This window comes from methane-oxidizing endosymbiont of Gigantopelta aegis (assembly GCF_016097405.1).
Taxonomy (GTDB): Bacteria; Pseudomonadota; Gammaproteobacteria; order Methylococcales; family Methylomonadaceae; genus Methylomarinum.
Genome location: NZ_JAEHGD010000001.1, coordinates 1305443 through 1323724 on the forward strand (window position 1 = coordinate 1305443; position 18282 = coordinate 1323724).

General features: G+C 43.1%; 16 protein-coding genes and 1 pseudogene. 11 read left to right on the plus strand and 6 right to left on the minus strand.

From position 1 onward, the window contains the following. The first annotated feature begins 437 nt into the window (after positions 1-437). The 9 genes and pseudogenes from dnaA (at position 438) to JEU20_RS06600 (ending at position 10272) form a co-directional block, all read left to right on the plus strand. Positions 438-1772: a chromosomal replication initiator protein DnaA gene (gene dnaA / locus JEU20_RS06560; RefSeq protein ID WP_198244396.1), complete on the plus strand. Its 1335-nt coding sequence runs from the start codon at positions 438-440 to the stop codon at positions 1770-1772. A gap of 182 nt (positions 1773-1954) precedes the next feature. Continuing rightward, complete coding sequence (gene dnaN / locus JEU20_RS06565) at positions 1955-3055, plus strand: DNA polymerase III subunit beta (protein WP_198244398.1); 1101 nt, start codon at positions 1955-1957, stop codon at positions 3053-3055. Between the two features lie 7 nt (positions 3056-3062). Next, positions 3063-4142 (plus strand): DNA replication/repair protein RecF, encoded by a 1080-nt coding sequence (gene recF / locus JEU20_RS06570; protein WP_198244400.1) that lies wholly within the window; start codon positions 3063-3065, stop codon positions 4140-4142. A gap of 45 nt (positions 4143-4187) precedes the next feature. Continuing rightward, positions 4188-6602 (plus strand): DNA topoisomerase (ATP-hydrolyzing) subunit B, encoded by a 2415-nt coding sequence (gyrB, locus tag JEU20_RS06575; RefSeq protein WP_198244402.1) that lies wholly within the window; start codon positions 4188-4190, stop codon positions 6600-6602. A gap of 8 nt (positions 6603-6610) precedes the next feature. Then, positions 6611-7441 (plus strand): thymidylate synthase, encoded by an 831-nt coding sequence (thyA, locus tag JEU20_RS06580; protein WP_198244404.1) that lies wholly within the window; start codon positions 6611-6613, stop codon positions 7439-7441. Between the two features lie 3 nt (positions 7442-7444). Next, a complete protein-coding gene (locus JEU20_RS06585) occupies positions 7445-7948 on the plus strand; it encodes a CDP-archaeol synthase (RefSeq protein WP_198244406.1) in 504 nt (167 codons plus the stop codon). A gap of 17 nt (positions 7949-7965) precedes the next feature. Beyond that, positions 7966-8715 (plus strand): endonuclease/exonuclease/phosphatase family protein, encoded by a 750-nt coding sequence (locus JEU20_RS06590; protein WP_198244408.1) that lies wholly within the window; start codon positions 7966-7968, stop codon positions 8713-8715. Next, positions 8712-9299: a CDP-alcohol phosphatidyltransferase family protein gene (locus JEU20_RS06595; RefSeq protein ID WP_198244410.1), complete on the plus strand. Its 588-nt coding sequence runs from the start codon at positions 8712-8714 to the stop codon at positions 9297-9299. The genes JEU20_RS06590 and JEU20_RS06595 overlap by 4 nt, the downstream gene beginning before the upstream one ends. 229 nt (positions 9300-9528) lie before the next feature. Continuing rightward, positions 9529-10272, plus strand: a pseudogene (locus tag JEU20_RS06600) (IS5 family transposase). On the opposite strand, the gene JEU20_RS06605 reads toward JEU20_RS06600, so the two are convergent. Continuing rightward, positions 10261-11145, minus strand: coding sequence for an asparaginase domain-containing protein (locus JEU20_RS06605; protein ID WP_198244412.1), 885 nt, complete (start codon positions 11143-11145; stop codon positions 10261-10263). The pseudogene JEU20_RS06600 and the gene JEU20_RS06605 sit on opposite strands and share 12 nt — an antisense overlap. Before the next feature lie 64 nt (positions 11146-11209). Here JEU20_RS06605 and JEU20_RS06610 point away from each other — a divergent pair, with 64 nt between their 5' ends. Next, positions 11210-11731: a dihydrofolate reductase gene (locus JEU20_RS06610; protein WP_198244413.1), complete on the plus strand. Its 522-nt coding sequence runs from the start codon at positions 11210-11212 to the stop codon at positions 11729-11731. Positions 11732-11850: 119 nt separating this feature from the next. Next, the gene (locus JEU20_RS06615; protein ID WP_198244415.1) at positions 11851-13518 is read left to right on the plus strand and encodes a multicopper oxidase family protein; all 1668 of its coding nucleotides are present in this window, start codon (positions 11851-11853) and stop codon (positions 13516-13518) included. 160 nt (positions 13519-13678) lie between these two features. Here JEU20_RS06615 and JEU20_RS06620 read toward each other — a convergent pair whose 3' ends face one another. The 5 genes from JEU20_RS06620 to JEU20_RS06635 all read right to left on the minus strand — a co-directional run bounded on the left by JEU20_RS06620 (position 13679) and on the right by JEU20_RS06635 (position 18271). Next, positions 13679-14566, minus strand: a complete 888-nt coding sequence (locus tag JEU20_RS06620; RefSeq protein ID WP_198246166.1) for an IS5 family transposase — start codon at positions 14564-14566, stop codon at positions 13679-13681. Further along, positions 14499-14894: a hypothetical protein gene (locus tag JEU20_RS15110; RefSeq protein WP_245395130.1), complete on the minus strand. Its 396-nt coding sequence runs from the start codon at positions 14892-14894 to the stop codon at positions 14499-14501. Before JEU20_RS15110 ends, JEU20_RS06620 begins: the two co-directional genes overlap by 68 nt. 373 nt (positions 14895-15267) lie before the next feature. Beyond that, a complete protein-coding gene (locus JEU20_RS06625) occupies positions 15268-16380 on the minus strand; it encodes an ABC transporter permease (RefSeq protein WP_245395131.1) in 1113 nt (370 codons plus the stop codon). A gap of 32 nt (positions 16381-16412) precedes the next feature. Next, a complete protein-coding gene (locus JEU20_RS06630) occupies positions 16413-17567 on the minus strand; it encodes an ABC transporter permease (protein WP_198244420.1) in 1155 nt (384 codons plus the stop codon). After that, the gene (locus tag JEU20_RS06635; RefSeq protein WP_245395132.1) at positions 17564-18271 is read right to left on the minus strand and encodes an ABC transporter ATP-binding protein; all 708 of its coding nucleotides are present in this window, start codon (positions 18269-18271) and stop codon (positions 17564-17566) included. Before JEU20_RS06635 ends, JEU20_RS06630 begins: the two co-directional genes overlap by 4 nt. Positions 18272-18282: the final 11 nt, after the last annotated feature.

The following is an 18282-nucleotide window of genomic DNA, read 5'->3' on the forward strand; positions in this document are numbered from 1 at the left end:
AAGAATACGTCGTTTTTATCATCAACTTATCCACAGCTTTCATGCGCTTTTGAAAACATTTTCCAATGTTAACTAACAAATTGAATTTATTTATCTAAAACAGGTTATCCACAACTTTGATCAAGGCTAATAATAACTATAAGTTAAAAGATTTATTTGTTATGATTAGGCACTCGTGATGGTGGCATCGTAAACGATTACATCACCCTTTCCTGTAAACCCAGCATCTCGTCCTGAAGGACAAGGCTTTCTTAAGGAAATTATTGAACTTTTTCATCCTCGTCATTTATCCAGCACTATCGCTATTGATGGCAAGGATGAAAAGGTGCAATCAGGATGAGATGTTGGATTACAAGGTGCTGGGTAAATTCTGATTAATTTGTTTCCCTAATTTGGCCGATTTTTATCGGCCTTTTATTTCTTCTTAATGGCTAAAAATGAGTTCTATCTGGTCTAATTGTTTAAAAAAACTGGAAAATGAAATTCCAGGTGCTGATTTCAGTACCTGGCTAAGACCGTTACAAGCGGTAGAAGAAGGCGATACGTTAAAATTGCTCGCACCGAATCGTTTTATTATTGAGCATGTCAAACAACATTTTTTACCGAAGCTGGAAGATGCGGTATATGAATTTTCTAATGGCTCTTTAATCATCGAGTTTGAAATCGGCAGCAAAAAACCAACCGTTCAAATTCAACCTAAACTGTCGTCCAATAAAACGACTGGCTCAGCACCATCTACTGTTAAAAAAGCACCTAGCAACATAAACCGCGCATTTACATTTGAAAGTTTTGTTGAAGGTAAATCAAATCAGTTGGCCAAAGCCGCGTCCATGCAGGTTTCCGAAAATATCGGCAAAGCCTATAATCCGTTGTTTATTTATGGCAGTTCAGGTCTGGGGAAAACGCATTTGATGCATGCCATCGGGAATGCCGTTCTGGAAAAAAATCCATCAGCCAATGTGGTGTATCTACATTCTGAACGATTTGTTCAGGATATGGTGAAAGCCTTGCAGCAAAACACCATCAATACATTTAAGGATTACTATCGCAATGTCGATATTTTATTGATGGATGATATTCAATTTCTGGCTGGGAAAGAACGTTCCCAAGAAGAGTTTTTTCATACCTTCAATAATCTATTGGATAAAAAACATCAGGTCGTTCTGACTTGTGATAGTTATCCAAAAGAAATTGAAGGGTTGGAAGATCGCTTGAAATCGCGTTTCGGCTGGGGACTCCCGGTTGCTATTGAGCCACCTGATCTGGAAACACGTACGGCCATTTTGATTAAAAAAGCGCAGCAGCAGGGGATTGATTTACCACAGGATGTGGCTTTCTTTATCGCTAAACGTATTCCATCCAATGTCCGTGATCTTGAAGGTGCATTAAGACGCGTCATCGCTAATCATCGTTTCACCGGTGACGAGATTACCATCGAATTCAGCAAGGAAGCGTTGCACGATTTAATTTCTTTGCAGGATAAATTGGTTACGATTGATAACATTCAAAAAACTGTGGCCGATTATTTCAAGATTCGCGTCATCAACTTATCGTCGAAATCCAGAAAACAATCGATTACCCGCCCGCGTCAAATCGCAATGACACTGGCTCGGGAACTGACTTCGCACAGTTTCCCTGAAATTGGTGATGCATTTGGCGGACGCGACCATACCACGGTGATGAATGCGTGCAAGCGTATCAATAAACTGCGCGAGAGCGATGTTAAAGTGGCTGAAGATTACCAGAACCTGTTGAGAATGTTGTCACATTAAGGCGGTATAGATTGTGGATAAGCTCGGTATAAAATACCCCTTCGAGTTATCCACAGTTTTATCGACAGCTGACTGTCAGCTTTAGCCACATTTCACCCGTTCGGCAGCCAATTGTTTTTAAAGAATTTTTAACGGTTTTGCACAGATTTATACCTTGTTAATAGTAATAATAAAATAAAAGTATGAAATTCATTATAAATAGAGAGCTATTGCTTCCAGCGCTTCAACAAATCGTCGGGGTTATCGAAAAACGTCAAACCATGCCGGTTTTATCCAATGTGTTAATGCAAGTTAATGATCAACAGTTGACGTTGACCGGCAGCGATCTGGAAATACAAATGATGGCTAAATTAGCGATACAGCCTGAATCGGTGGGTGATATTACGGTACCTTCCCGAAAATTTTTGGATATTTGCCGTTTACTGCCATCTGAAGCCGAGATTAAATTTGAATTAAAAGAGGATAAATTACGTTTAGTTTCCGGTCGCAGTCGTTTTAGTTTATCCACAATACCAGCGGATAATTACCCGGAGTTTGTGGAAAGCGATTATCCACATCAGTTTTCCATTAGCACTGGAAAATTTAAAAAGGCACTGGCGAAAACAGCTTTTTGTATGGCCAGTCAGGATGTGCGTTATTATTTGAATGGCTTACTGCTCAATATCAGTAATTCAAAAATCAAACTGGTGGGTTCTGATGGTCACCGCTTGTCTTTTTTTGAAGATACTTTGGAAACGGCAACAGGTTATGAAGAGCGGATTATTATCCCGAGGAAAGGCGTACTTGAATTGAGTCGCTTGCTCAGCGATCCGGATTCACCGCTGGATGTTTATTTTTCCGCTAATAATATTAAAGTCGTCTATCAGAACATGGTGTTTTTCGCCAAACTGGTCGATTCCAAGTATCCAGATTTTAGTCGTGTCTTCAATCAAGCTTTTAATTCGCCGGTTATCATACAAACGCAATTATTAAAAGATGCCTTGACCCGAGTTGCTGTGTTGGCGAATGAAAAATTTAAAGGTATCACTCTGGATATCAGTGAAAATCAGATGAAAATCACAGCACACAATCCAGAGCACGACGAAGCAGAAGAGGAATTGCTGATGCAATACCCTGGGCCTGCCTTGTCGGTATCGTTTAATTCGCAATATTTGCTGGAAGCGGTTTCTAATCTGGATTCTGAAAAATGCTCGTTGATCATTGCCTCGAATAACAGCTGTTGCTTTATCGAAGAAATTGAAAATCCCGCTTATAAATTTATTGTGATGTCGATGCAATTGTAAAAAATATATGAGTGTGCGGAAACTGGATATTTTACGTCTTAGAAATATCCAGCATGCTTCAGTTGAGCCGTGTGCCGGGCTCAATTTTATTGTCGGAAAAAATGCCAGTGGCAAAAGTGCATTACTGGAAGCGGTTTTCCTGTTAGGTCGCGGTCGTTCATTCAGAACGGCTAAAACACAACAAATGATTGCATTCGATCAACACGATCTAGTGGTATCGGCACAGATTCAGGAAAATTATCAACAGACGCGCTTGGGCATTCAGCTGAAACAAAACAAGATACAATGCCGCATCAATCAGGAAGATTGCTCTAAAGCGGATCTGGCCTATCGACTACCGATTCAGATTGTGCATCCAAAAAGTTATCAGTTGTTAGATGGAGGCCCTCAGTTCAGGCGAGAATTTATTGATTGGGGTGTGTTTAATCATGAACGTCAATACCTGGACTGCTGGCGCCGGTTTAAAAAAGTTCTGAAACAGCGCAACAGCGCATTAAAGTCACATCAGTTCCAACAATTAGATATTTGGGACCGCGAATTCGTTTATTATGGTGAAATGCTGATTCGGTTTCGAAAACATTACATGGAGCTGTTAGAGCCGGTATTTCAGCAGGTCGTCCAGTTTTTTTTACCCGAAAACCAGATAAACTTTTGCCTTATGCAAGGCTGGCCTGATGAGCGTGATTTGGCTTTTGCGATCAGCCAAGATCGGGAAAAAGATATTCGCTATGGTTTTACGCATAGCGGCCCGCACCGAACCGATTTTGTTGTCCAGCTTAACCAGCATAATGTCAGAGATTTTGTTTCGCGCGGACAACTCAAATTGATTGTGCTGTCTTTATTATTGGCGCAAGTACAATTATTGGATAAAACCAATCAGCAGCAAGCCTGCCTTTTAATCGATGATTTAAGCGCTGAATTGGATTCAGAAAACCGCTTAAAATTGGTAAAATACTTGAGTTTATTAAATAATCAGGCATTCATAACAGCAAGCGATTTTTTGCATCTGAATGACTGGCACTTATCGGATGAAATAAAGATGTTCCACGTGGAACATGGTCACATTAGCGAAAGATGTTTCACGTGAAACATTGGCTGATCTCACAACAAACACCTCAAGACGGAAAACCTTATGAGTACAAACGACAAAGAATACGATAGCTCCAATATTACGGTGCTGAAAGGGCTGGATGCTGTTAGAAAACGACCGGGAATGTATATTGGTGATACCGATGACGGTACCGGTTTGCACCATATGGTATTTGAAGTTGTTGATAATTCCATTGATGAAGCGTTAGCTGGGTATTGCAGTGGGGTTGATGTGATTATTCATGAAAATGGATCGGTTACAGTTTCTGACGATGGCCGTGGAATTCCAGTCGATATTCACCCTGAAGAAGGGCGTTCTGCTGCGGAAGTTATCATGACGGTATTACATGCTGGCGGTAAGTTTGATGACAATGCATACAAGGTTTCGGGTGGTCTGCATGGTGTAGGTGTTTCTGTGGTAAATGCTTTGTCTGAAGAAATGATCTTGAAGATTAAGAAAAATGGCAAGCTGTATTATCAGAAATACAAAATGGGCGAGCCTGAGGAACCTATAAAAGTTATTGGTGATGCTGAAGGTACGGGCACCTCAATTACCTTTAAACCCAGCCGGGAAACCTTTTCCGATGTTGAATTTCATTACGAGGTTTTGGCTAAGCGTTTACGCGAATTGTCTTTTTTGAATTCAGGGGTGCGTATCGCGTTGAAAGATGAGCGCAATGGTAAAGAGGATGTATTCGAGTTTGAGGGGGGTATCAAGGCCTTTGTTGAGCATTTGAATAAAAATAAAACCCCTTTGTTTGACGATGTGTTTTATTTTACCACCGAGAAAGGGGGGATTGGGGTTGAAGTTGCCATGCAGTGGAATGACTCCTATCAGGAAAATATTTTTTGTTATACCAACAATATCCCACAACGCGATGGCGGTTCACATTTGGCTGGGTTTCGCAGCGCTTTGACTCGCACTATCAATCAATACATTGAAGCTAATGGCTTGGCCAAAAAAGAAAAGGTATCGACCACGGGTGACGATATGCGGGAAGGGTTGACGGCGGTATTGTCGGTTAAAGTACCTGACCCTAAGTTTTCGTCACAGACTAAGGACAAGCTGGTGTCGTCTGAAGTCAAACCGTTGGTTGAATCGGCTATGAGTGAAAAACTCAATGAGTTTTTGCTGGAGAAACCACAGACAGCCAAGACCATCGTCAATAAGATCGTTGACGCTGCCCGTGCACGCGATGCCGCACGGAAGGCGCGGGAAATGACGCGGCGCAAAACGACCTTAGATATTGCAGGTCTGCCGGGTAAGCTGGCCGACTGCCAGGAAAAAGACCCCGCTTTATCCGAATTATTTATTGTGGAAGGGGACTCGGCCGGCGGCTCTGCCAAACAAGGCCGGGACAGACGAACCCAGGCTATTTTGCCGTTGAAAGGGAAAATCCTGAATGTGGAAAAGGCCCGTTTTGACAGAATGATTTCATCCGATGAGGTCGGTACGTTGATTACCGCATTAGGGTGTGGCATCGGTAAGGAAGAATACAATCTGGAAAAACTACGCTATCATCGCATCATCATCATGACCGATGCGGATGTCGATGGTTCTCATATCCGTACGCTGCTGCTGACATTCTTCTATCGTCAATTTCCGGATTTAATTGAAAATGGCTATATCTATATCGCTCAACCGCCACTGTACAAGATTAAAAAAGGCAAGCAGGAGCACTATGTTAAAGATGATGCTCAACTCAACGAATACCTGGTTCAGTTGGCGTTAGATAAAGCCTTGTTATTTACCGATCCATCGGCACCGCCGATTCAAGGACAGGGTTTGGAAAAACTAGCCTTGGAATATATCGAGGTGCTGGCGGTTATCAAACGCCTGTCGCGTCGTTACGATGAAATGTTGATGCAGCAATTGACCTTCATGCCACCTTTGCATTCGGCGATTGAACAGGGTGAACAGGCTTTGCGGGATTGGTTTGAACAACTACAGCAACGCTTGAACAATAATAATGAAAAAGCCGTGTTTACTCTAGACCTGGATATCAAGGAAGCGGGCGAGTTTCAAGTCACCGTGCATAAACGTTTACACGGCAACACCAAAACATTCGTTATCACTCAGGCATTTTTCAGCGGAACCGATTATCAAAAAATCGAACGCTATGCCGCCGATACGGTGGATATGTTCAATGATGATGCCTTCATACAGATGGGCGAAAAAACGCAGCCGGTGCAAGACTTTCAACAGGCTTATGACTGGATGATGCGAGAAGTCAAAAAAGGCCAGCATATTCAGCGGTACAAAGGTTTGGGTGAAATGAATCCCGATCAGCTGTGGGAAACCACTCTGGATGCTAACAGTCGCCGATTATTGCAAGTGACGATTGAAGATGCGGTAGGGGCTGATGAAATCTTTACCACCTTGATGGGGGATGTAGTCGAGCCACGGCGCGACTTTATTGTCAAACATGCGCTCGATGTCAGTAACCTTGATGTGTAGGTAAAAGGATGCGTCAATATCTGGATTTAATCGATAAAATATTGCGTGAAGGCGTTGAAAAGGGGGATCGTACCGGCAGTGGTACCTTGTCTATATTCGGTCACCAGATGCGCTTTGATTTGCAGCAGGGGTTTCCGTTGGTCACAACCAAGAAGTTGCATCTTAAATCCATTATTCATGAATTACTGTGGTTTCTTAAAGGCGATACCAATATCGCCTATTTGAATGAACAGGGAGTCACTATCTGGGACGAATGGGCCGATGAGCAGGGCGACCTTGGCCCTGTGTACGGACATCAATGGCGTTCTTGGTCATCGGCAGATGGCGCTGTGGTCGATCAAATTGCACAGGTTCTCGATCAATTGAAACATAATCCAGATAGCCGGCGCATGATTGTTTCGGCCTGGAATGTGGCCGATTTACCTGATGAGTCGATGAGTCCGCAACAGAATGTCAAAAACGGAAAAATGGCACTGGCAGCCTGTCATGCGCTGTTTCAGTTCTATGTTGCCGGTGGCAGGCTGTCCTGCCAGCTCTACCAGCGCAGCTGTGACACGTTTTTGGGTTTGCCATTCAATATAGCCAGTTATGCTTTTTTAACGCATATGTTGGCTCAGCAGGCGAATTTAGCGGTGGGAGATTTAGTCTGGACCGGTGGCGATGTGCATTTGTATCTGAATCATTTGGAACAGGCTCGCCAGCAATTGAGCAGAAAGCCTTATCGTTTACCACAATTGCGGTTAAATCCTGCGCCGGATGTGTTCAGCTATCGGTTCGATGATTTTCAAATCGTCGATTATCAATGTCATCCGCCGATAAAGGCACCGATTTCAGTTTAAATCGTGAATACGACAGTCGTTTGCGCAATCTGTATCGCTAAGGCTGTTGTGTTACTAATCCTGGTAAACGGTGCACCGGTCATCAGTCGCAAGCTGTTTAAAAATCATGCCGCTTGGTCGGTTGATTTTGGTTTTAGGTTATTGGATCAACGGCCTGTATTTGGAAACAGTAAAACTTGGCGAGGGCTGTTATCTGCTATTTTAGTGGGGACATTGGCAGCACCATGGTTAGGGTTGTCGGTTACACAAGGTGTTTTATTTTCAGTTTTTACAATGCTCGGTGATTTGTTTTCAAGCTTTATTAAGAGGCGGCTAGGATATGTTGAGAGCAGCTGCTTTCGAGGGCTTGATACGATCCCTGAATCTTTGTTCCCTATTCTGATGTTACAACATGCCATAGGATTGAGCCTATTTGATTGCGTTTTAGTGGTTTTGCTTTTCTTTATATTGGAAGCTACTTTATCACCTATACTGTATGCGTTACATATTCGAAAAAGACCTTACTGACTGGGTAAAGCGAACGTATGCAGCCATTAAAAATTCTTACCTACAATATTCATAAAGGATTTAATGTCGGTAATCGTGCTTTTGTGTTGCATCAAATACGGGATGCACTACGGCACACCGAAGCCGATATTTTGTTTCTTCAGGAAATGCAGGGCGAACATTCAGAACATCCCCATCAATATCCAAACTGGCCACAAATGTCACAAACTGAATTTCTGGCAGAAAACACTTGGCCACATGCCGTCTATGGTAAAAATGCAGTCTATGCAAAAGGCCACCACGGCAATGCCATTCTCAGTAAACTGCCGCTGACGTGTTGGGAAAATATCAATGTTTCTCCATTTGTCTGGGCCAGCCGAAGTCTATTACATGGTGTTATTGAATTGACCGCTCAGGATACGGAATTACATATTATCTGTATTCATTTAGGTTTAATGGGGGGGGAGCGTCGACGCCAGTTTAAACAATTGTGTCAACGTATTGAACAAACGGTCCCTGCAACGGCACCTTTGATAGTGGCGGGTGATTTTAATGACTGGACAAGACAGGCCGGAAAATATTTTTATTCACATTTGAATTTAAAAGAGGCCTATCAGACTCTCCATCAGCGCTATGCCCGCACATTTCCGTCCTGGATGCCTTTTTTAACGATGGATCGGATTTATTTTCGTGGTTTTAACGCGTTACACTGTGAACGCTTACACGACAGCCCCTGGAATCATTTGTCAGATCACGCCCCGCTTGTCGCAACATTGGAATTATGTTGAAAATAGATCTCCAACAACTCTTTACCTTACCTAATTTACTGACGCTGTATCGCTTTTTATGTGTTCCGTTCTTGTTAGGGTTGGCCTGGAATGGCGAGGAAATGCTGTTTTTAGTACTGTTGTTGACGACCTTTATCAGCGATGTATTAGATGGCCTGGCAGCTCGTTTATTACATCAGGAAAGTGATCTTGGTGCGTTATTAGATAGCTGGGCCGATATTCTTGTGTACAGTTCGGTAACCTTGGCCACCACTTGGTTGCGACCTGAATTACTCAAGACTGAAAAAGCCTATGTAATATTGATTGTATTAAGTTATCTGTTACCCATCCTGGTGGGGTGGATGAAATTTAAAGATTTTACCCGTTACCACACCTGGCTGGTTAAACTAGCTGTTGCAACTATGGGAGGAAGTTATTTTTTACTGATGTGGTTTGATCTGTCGCTGCCATTTCATTTGGCTAGTTTTCTGTGTGCATTGGCGGCTGTCGAAGAAATCGCACTTACCCTGATGCTAGATACCATTCAATCCAATGTAAAAACAATCTGGCATGTCTTGCGGCAACAGGAAAAACATAACAATTAAAAAATTATCTTTTCACCCGCGATATTACTGTCCAGAAATTGGCGGCGGGCCTTATCAGAATCAAAATTACCAAAGGCCAATGACAACTTGGCATAGGCGGCCTCTAATGTCATATTCCAGATAAATTCAGCACCGTTTTCTAGGGGCTGTTGCCGTTTTGAAAATCCCCCTTGAAATTCAATAACTCCGCCACATAGATTGTTTATTTTGACTCAAAAACAAGCAAACTATGCCGCGACAACTGCTTACGGATGAACTTTGGGAGAAACTGAAGATAATTATGTTGAAAATGGGAATTTATGACAAACCTTGTCTTCGAAAAACAGTCGAAGGTATTTTTATCGCTTGCGAGTAGGTTGTCCCTGGAGATTTACCCACGGCTTTTGGTAATTGGAATGCGGTATATAAACGATTCAATGACTGGTCTCGTAAAGAAAAACTGATGGGTATTTTTAACGCCTTGGTTGTTGATCCAGACCTGGAATGGGAATTTATTGATGGGAGTATTGTGAAAGCACATCAGCATAGTAGTGGTGCGGCCTGTGAACAAGAAACAGCGATAGGGAAATCTGTCGCCGGGAACACCAGTAAAATTCATATGGCCGTTGATGCCTGTGGTCTTCCTATTCATTTCTCAGTGACAGGCGGCGAAGTTCATGACTGTAAAGAAGCACCGAAATTAGTTGCAGAGCTCCCAAAAGGTGACTATATAGTTGCTGACAGAGGCTATGACAGTGAAGCATTACGTCTTCAAATTAAAGACAAAGGGCTGTTCCTGTTATCCCAAGAAAAAGAATTCAACTCGGGAAATGATGAAATGGATTGGTGTCTCTACAAATATCGCCATCTCGTTGAAAATGTGTTTGCAAGACTTAAGCATTTCAGAGCGATCGCCACGCGATATGACAAACTCAAACGAAATTTTGAAGGCTCTATCGCTCTGGCTTGCGCCTTTTTATGGTTACCTATGTGAAATGGCAACAGCCCCTAATAGTTTCTGCGTTGTGATATAGACCGAAGTGCGTTTTTCAATGGGTGCAAAATAAACCGCTAATCCTTGCTTTTGACATTGATTTAATAAATACAAGGCAGACTGCGGATTTTTTTCATCAAGCGCACAGGCAGTACCGGAATGGTAAAGATCATGCAAAACACAATCGATACCGGTCAACTTTAGCTGACGGTAATCCAGTCCAGGGTAAGGGCGAATCAATAAAATGCGTGGACTGAAAATGGGCTTGAGATGGAGAGCCTGTTGTTGATAAGGTATTGTATCGACGTGAATGAATTGGCCGGCCTCATAACGCATATAACTGGAAAACCGAGCACTGATAAAATCACTGCTTAAGGGTAGAGAGGATAATAAGTGTACGCCTCGGTGGAGTGTCATGCCTTGATTCGGGTTTTGATACGGTACAAAAACACCCGCTGGATGATTTTGCACAATATAATCGACGGCACAGATGAAATTATCAAAGCCATTGGCATCAGGGTGTTGTAATGGTAAGTGACTCGACACTAATAACAAGGGAATGCTGAGCGCATTAAAATACAAACCTAGCGCAGCTGCAGTATAGGCGAGGGTGTCTGTGCCGTGGGTGATGATGATGCCATCATAGTTTTCTATCGTTTTAGATTCTATACACTGAACTAGACTTTGCCAGAATTCAGGCTGTAAATTTTCACTCAAGAGGGATGTTAATTGTACCGTTTTGAAGTGAATTTGATCAGCTTTTGCGTAATCTGTATTAAATCGCTGTAATAAGCTATACGTAGCGGCATCCGAGGTATCGACAGTATTTTTTTTAATACTTGAGCCAATGGTGCCACCCGTCATTACAAGCAAAATATTTTTCATAGTATGATGGGCGTTTACAGGTTATTGAATGACAGCATATTAAACAAATTTTATGAAAATATCATTGATTGTCGCCATGGCGGAAAATAGAGTGATTGGTTTGAACAATCAAATGCCTTGGCATTTATCGGCTGATTTGAAAAATTTCAAAAAAATCACCATGGGTTCGCCGATTATTATGGGGCGTAAAACATTTGAGGCGATTGGCAGGCCCTTGCCGGGCAGAACCAATATTATTGTCAGTCGTAATCCACAGTACCAGGCAGAAAATTGTTTGTTGTTTCCACAGCTTGATATAGCGTTAAACCACTGCTCCCAACATGATGAAGTTTTTATTATCGGAGGAGCAACTTTGTATGAACAAACTTTAGAGCGGGCACATCGACTTTATTTAACCCAAATACATCAGGCCTTTTCGGGAGATACTTATTTTCCTGAAATCGATAAACAGGCATGGGTTGAACTCGAAAAAACAACCATACACGATGATCCGGCGGTTGATTTTTCTTATAGTTTTATTTGTCTAGAAAAGAAAGTAGCGGATGATTTTGCTAATCAGAATGTGGGGTGTTGAGTATAAATACTGAGTGTAAAGCTGGGTTGAAAGATAGAGTAAAAAAGCGTATTTTCAGAGAATAATAAAATACTTATATTACCTTAAAGTACTTAAGGTATCTCTGACGGAGGAAGGCTATGTCAACACGAAATCTATATAACAGACGCCATTTTATGCAGCTTTCAGCATTTACCGCAGCTGCAGCAGCTATACCCGGTTTAGCCTGGTCAAATACCGGGCGCATTAAATCGGCGCCAACTCCGGGATTTAATCCAGATGTGGAAATTGAGTTTACAACCCGCAATGCACATATCCAGGTTTTAAAAAACGGTCCGACCACCAATGTACAAAAATATTACGCTCGCCTGTTAAAAGGTCCTGAAAATACGTTGATACCTTTAAGAGGTAATTATCTTGGTCCGATTTTAAATTATGAAAAAGGTCAGAAAGTCAGAATTTATTTTCATAACCGTTTAAATGAACCCTCCATCATTCATTGGCATGGATTACATGTTCCACAAAAAAGTGATGGTCATCCCATGTATTCGATTGCACCGGGAGAACGCTTTGTTTATGAATTTGAAGTGATGAATCGGGCCGGAACCAGTTTTTATCATTCGCATACCCATGAATTGACGGCTGAACAGGTGTATCAGGGACTCGCGGGTATGATTACAGTGACTGACGATGAGGAAAAGAAACTGGAATTGCCCGATGGCGAATTTAATATGCCGTTAGTGATTCAGGACAGAAGCTTCTCTAGCCGTAACCAGCTGCGTTATGTGCATGGGATGCACGGCAAGATGTTAGGTTTTTTAGGTGATACTATTTTGGTCAATGGGCAGCCTAATGTGACGTTTAATGTTAAATCACGCGCGTATCGTTTCCGCGCTTTAAATGGCTCAAATTCAAGAATTTACAAGTTGGGTTGGGATGATGGTACACCTTTGACGGCGATAGGTACTGATGCTGGCTTATTGGAAAAACCAGAAACCCGGCCTTATATCATGTTGGCACCCGGTGAACGGGTCGATTTATGGCTGGATTTTAGTGGTCGTCCGGTAGGGTCTGAATTAGTTTTGTACAGCTTGCCGTTTCGTGGTGCCATGCCGCCGATGTATGAAAGAATGCGTAAAGGTGGCGGCATGATGCGTGGTGGTATGGGAATGATGGGGAGTCGTTTAGCCCAAGGTGAAAAATTCGTGATAACACGTTTTAACGTGACAGAAAACGTGAGTGATTCTCCCCGTTTACCTAAAAAATTGGTTAATTTTCAACGTTTTACGGAAAATGACGTGGATAATGCACATCATCCAATTCCGATTGGCATCTCAATGAAGCCAATGGCGCCACAATTAAATGGCAAATCGTTTTCTTTGGATAGGATTATGAATTTTGAAAAAGTGCCTGTGGGCTCCATTAAGAAAATAAAGATATTCCATGATCATGGTATGAAAAAAGATGAACATGAGGCCGAAGGCGGAAAAATGGCTATGCGCGGTGGCATGGGAGGAATGGGGATGATGGGGGGCGGTATGATGTTATCTATGGCCCATCCTATTCATTTGCATGGACAACAGTATCAAGTTATTTCGCGCAAAATGGAAGGTATGCGCAAGGCTGAATATGACACCGTTAAAGATGGATTTATTGATACAGGCTGGAAAGATACCGTTCTAGTGATGCCGGGTGAAGAAATTGAAATCATCAAACCATTCCAGGATTATAAAGGCTTGTTTTTATATCATTGTCATAATCTGGAGCATGAAGATTTAGGTATGATGCGCCAATTTTTGGTCAGCTGATATAAACTACTCCGTTCTTGTTATAAGAGCAAGAACGGAGACGCATTATTAATGTTTGGCGGCAGTACCGAATGATTCGGTGGTATAGCGATATACTTTAATACGGCTTTGTTGCATAAATAATCCACAGCGTACTCTTTTCTTAAATTCCAGTCTTTATTCATGAAACAGAATAACTTTCAGGCATACCCAGGCCTGTCATTTTATTCATTGCGCCGACGCGGAGATACGCCTCAACCATCTGAGCCGCAAAGGTCCGGTTTTTTAATTGGCCACTAAAGAGCGTTTTGATGCGAAACATAGCCGTTTCAGCCAGGCTGCGTTGATGATAACCACTTTCTTGTTTCCATGCCTTTCTCCCGATTTCAGCGCAACGTTGAACAATCGCTGTTCTTGGATGAGTTCTCCCATCTTCATCACTCGGCCATTCCACCGCCCCTTCCCGCGGCGGTATCAATGCATCGGCGCCTTTGTTACGAATCGCCTGATGACACTGGATCGTATCATAAGCGCCATCCGCCGCCACACTGGCAACTTGGTCGTGTTCATCCAGCTGCTCTAATAAATCCGGCAAGACTTCGGAATCACCAACAAAATTAGCCGTCATCTCAACTGCCACGACTTCCTGCGTTTGTGCATCAACCATGATATGGAGTTTACGCCAGGTTCTGCGCTTGCTGGCACCATGTTTGCGAACTTTCCACTCGCCTTCACCGTAGACTTTTAAGCCGGTCGAATCGACGACTAAGTGTCTTGGCGTTCGACTGCTTGAACGAGGCAGCCGAACCTCCAGAGTTTGCTGGCGGCGACTTAATGTACTGTAATGAGGAATCTGGATAGACAGCTTTAATAACTGGACTAACGACAACAAACATCCCTGTGTCGCTCTCAACGGCAGCTTAAAGAGTTCTCTCAGGGTCAATGCGCATTGAATAGCAGTATCAGAATACGTCATCGGGCTTCCTCTATAGCCTGTCTTTTCAGGCTGATGCCATTGCTTGATCATGGATTCTTCGAACCATAGCGTTAATGAACCTCGATTGATCAAGGCTTGATTGTAATTCGACCAATTCTTTAGTTTGTAGCGTTGTTTCTTTTTCTTGTCCATGCCCTATAATATGGGGATCCTTATGATTTATGCAACAAAGCCTAAAAGACCTATCATTGACGCCCATCACGCCTAATATTTCGCTGTTGTCATCAATTACAATACAACAACTATCTTCATGGTTTTGGTATGGTGTTTTTATAAACTGCCAGTTATAAAATTTATTGTCGCCAAGACTAATTGGCCTAGTCCACTCATTTTTAAAAAAAGCTGTGACTTTTTCGCTATTTACTGATAGCTCACTTGGGCTACCTACACGTATATTCATTGTTTTTCCTCCCAGATTATTTTAAAGCATAATAGTTAACTATATTGAATCAGATAATAAAGTGCTAGACAGCGTTCTGTCTAGCGCAATAAGATAATCTTATGCAAAAAAATTTAAATCCTTCGAAAAGTATAGCTAAATCTTCGCAATCTGGGTGGAATATTTATTTATCCGCATTGCTAGACCGAAAAATTGCTGAGAAAGTGGAATAACGGGGGCGGGTCTTTGAGTTATGATTTTTCCGCAAGCGTGATGTCCTGCATCGTTTACATTAAGGGAGTGGCCTTAGGATGTTAAAGCCGTGCGATTGGGGTTTGATTAGAGTTACACCGGTTCCCAGACCAAGCTGTGATTGTCTCTCTGGACGTCATCCTTACTGAATTTGAAATCGCCAAATACCAAGACTGAAGATGATGCTGCCTAACACTGTCAAGCCTAATAGTGAATCCCACAATATTTCAAGGTCTGCGCCTTTAAGTAAAATGCCGTAGCCCATTTCAATAAAGTAGGATAACGGTGAAATATACATGGCGTATCGAAGCCCGGTCGGCATAGCTTCCGGCGGCGTCCAGGCGCCGGACAATAATATGATGGGCATGATGATCAACAGAACCAGCATGGATACCTGACCGAGATTACGACTGATTGAGGCAATAAAAAGGCCGATACCGGATGTGGCGAAGACATACAGGGCGGTTACGGCAAAAAACAGGCCTGTACTGCCTTGAATAGGAACATGAAATGCCGGTTGCATGATGCCATATAAACTCACGGCAACCGCGAATAAAATGACCAACCCCATCGCCAATACCTTGGGCAATAATATCTGTATCGGTGTTAATGGCGAAACCATCAGCTGTTCTATCGTACCGCGCTCTTTTTCGCGCACTGCAGCGGCGGCCGGCAACATCATCGACAACATGGTGATGACGGTCAACAATTCTGAAATAGACATGAACCAGCTGTCGGTTTGATTGGGGTTATAAAGAACCCGGTGGCGATCGTCGATTATCGGGACAGTTTGTATGTGTTCGGTGCTCAGACCCAGTTGCTGTAAACTGTAATTTTGTCCATATCGTCCGACCAGTTCAGCGCTATAGTCGCTCATCAACGTAGCCAGTGACATATTGCTGGCATCAAGTCGTAATTGTAATGCGACCGGCTTGCCCTGCAATAAATCATGTTGAAAATGGTTGGGAATATCCAGTATTGCCAGAATCTCGCCATTGTTCAGCAGTTTTTCAGCACTCCTGGCATCAGCCAGTTCGCCCTGGAAGTCAAAATAAGGCGGCCGAAACGCATATATCAATTCTCGAGATGCCGCACTGTGGTCATGATCGATAACGACAAAGGTTGCATTATAGAGTGTTATTTTGGCGCCACTACCTGCTAAATAAACGTCTGCGGTAAAAAAATAGGCAATTATGACCAACAATACCGGATCTCGATAGAGTTGCTTTAATTCTTTGATGATCATAACAGCCATTCTGCGCCACCATAGCGCCGTTCGTTGCATGCTCATTGCCGTGGTCTTTTATGAAAATTAAGATAGGCGATGATCCACAGCAGTCCGGCATAGAGCATTAAGGCGACCACATTTCCCCATAATGCATCCCAGCCCAGGCCTTTTAAAAAACTGCCCCAGGTCAGCCGTAAATAATACATGGCAGGGAAGGCATGGGCTAGAAGTTGGGTACTGTCACTGAGCGATGATAGTGGCATCATGAGCCCTGAATAAAGCATGGCGGGCACAAAGGTAATGACCATGGTCAACATAACCGCCGCTACCTGTGTGTTTACCAAAAATGAAATCAACAAACCAATGCCCGTCGTACAAATTACATACAAAACCGATACGGCAAAATAAAACAGTGGATTGCCTTTAAACGGCGCATTAAACAGAAAAATGACAATGCTCCACAGAATCAAAATATTGATGCATGAAATCAAGAAATAAGGCAGTAGCTTGCCCAGGATAAATTCGCCCCTACTGATGGTGGAGGCATAAATATTATAGATTGAGCCATTTTCTTTTTCTCTGACCACACCTAAAACCGTCAGCATTGGTGGGGTAATCATTAACACCAGCATCATCAGGCCCGATGCCATCGACCAGCTACTACGCAAAGCCTGATTAAATAAATATCGCGGATGCAAGTGCACCGGGTTTATCAAAGCCAGCGCCTGTTCTTGAGATATACCTCTTGTTCGAGCGATAAAATCGGCCAGTGAATGCGCGTTAAAATTGTTAATGATGGCCGATACATAGCCTTTTGCAACCTGCGCCCGATAGGGGAAAACACCATCAATAATACTTTGCACTGCTGTCGATTGGCCGGCCAGCAATTTTTCTTGGAATTTATCAGGAATAATCAAGGCGAAGCGAATATCACTATGTGCCAACAATGTATCCAATTGTTCGGCTTTCTGTACATCGCCACGGTAGGAAAAATAGCGCGAATCAATGAAGCGATGCAGAAAATCCCGGCTCAAGTGGCTTTTATCTTGGTCCAATACCGCAAACGGAATATTTTCCACATCGAGCGAGATTCCCCAGCCTAGGACCATCAGCATCAATACGGGCAATAAAAATGCCATGCTGAAAAACAAGCGATCCCGTAATATTTCTCGCCATTCCTTATAGGCTACGGCCCAGATTCGTTTTCTGTTCATCCTTTCTGCGCCTGTCTTTCCAGTGCTAAAATTCGATACACAAACACATCTTCTAAGGTCAGCGGCAACACCTTGCAATGGCTCAATGCCATGCCCTGTCGTGATAATAATTGCCGCAGCTGCTGTAGGGTCTGCTCGGTATCGTGCGTTAGCATATGAATATGATTACCAAACAAGGCGGCATCCTTAAACCCAGCCTGCTGTAGCGCTTGCAGGGCAGCCAGGGGCTGATCAACGCGAATGTCCAACAACTTTCCCGCTTCTTTTTCCAATGCCAGCTTCATATTCTGTGGCGAGTCATCGGCTATGATTTTACCGGCGTACATCAATGCCAGATGGTCGCAATGTTCGGCTTCGCTCATGTAATGGGTCGTCACCAGAATGGCAACCCGGTCAATCTTGGCTAGATGCACGAGAATCTCCCAAAACTGCCGCCTGCCAACGGGGTCGACGCCTGATGTCGGTTCATCCAGAAACAATACTCGGGGATGGTGCACCAAAGCACAGCTTAATGCTAGTCGCTGCCGCATACCCATCGGTAATGTGTTGACTAAGGTATGGCTAACCGTTTTAAGTTCAGCCAAATCAAGCAATTCGTTGATACGCTGCTTGATCGCTTTTCGTGGTACACCATAGATATTGGCGTAAAGTTGCAGGTTTTCCAGTACCGTCAAATCCTGATACAGGGAAAAGGCTTGCGACATATACTCTCCGC

Excerpts from the sequence above, each read along its gene's own strand:
- JEU20_RS06635 (WP_245395132.1), bottom strand. The coding sequence starts at position 18,271 with ATGTCGCAAGCCTTTTCCCTGTATCAGGATTTGACGGTACTGGAAAAC.
- thyA (WP_198244404.1), top strand. The coding sequence starts at position 6,611 with ATGCGTCAATATCTGGATTTAATCGATAAAATATTGCGTGAAGGCGTT.
- JEU20_RS06590 (WP_198244408.1), top strand. The coding sequence starts at position 7,966 with ATGCAGCCATTAAAAATTCTTACCTACAATATTCATAAAGGATTTAAT.
- dnaA (WP_198244396.1), top strand. The coding sequence starts at position 438 with ATGAGTTCTATCTGGTCTAATTGTTTAAAAAAACTGGAAAATGAAATT.
- JEU20_RS15110 (WP_245395130.1), bottom strand. The coding sequence starts at position 14,894 with ATGAATATACGTGTAGGTAGCCCAAGTGAGCTATCAGTAAATAGCGAA.
- JEU20_RS06615 (WP_198244415.1), top strand. The coding sequence starts at position 11,851 with ATGTCAACACGAAATCTATATAACAGACGCCATTTTATGCAGCTTTCA.
- recF (WP_198244400.1), top strand. The coding sequence starts at position 3,063 with ATGAGTGTGCGGAAACTGGATATTTTACGTCTTAGAAATATCCAGCAT.
- JEU20_RS06625 (WP_245395131.1), bottom strand. The coding sequence starts at position 16,380 with ATGGCTGTTATGATCATCAAAGAATTAAAGCAACTCTATCGAGATCCG.
- dnaN (WP_198244398.1), top strand. The coding sequence starts at position 1,955 with ATGAAATTCATTATAAATAGAGAGCTATTGCTTCCAGCGCTTCAACAA.
- JEU20_RS06630 (WP_198244420.1), bottom strand. The coding sequence starts at position 17,567 with ATGAACAGAAAACGAATCTGGGCCGTAGCCTATAAGGAATGGCGAGAA.
- JEU20_RS06610 (WP_198244413.1), top strand. The coding sequence starts at position 11,210 with ATGAAAATATCATTGATTGTCGCCATGGCGGAAAATAGAGTGATTGGT.
- gyrB (WP_198244402.1), top strand. The coding sequence starts at position 4,188 with ATGAGTACAAACGACAAAGAATACGATAGCTCCAATATTACGGTGCTG.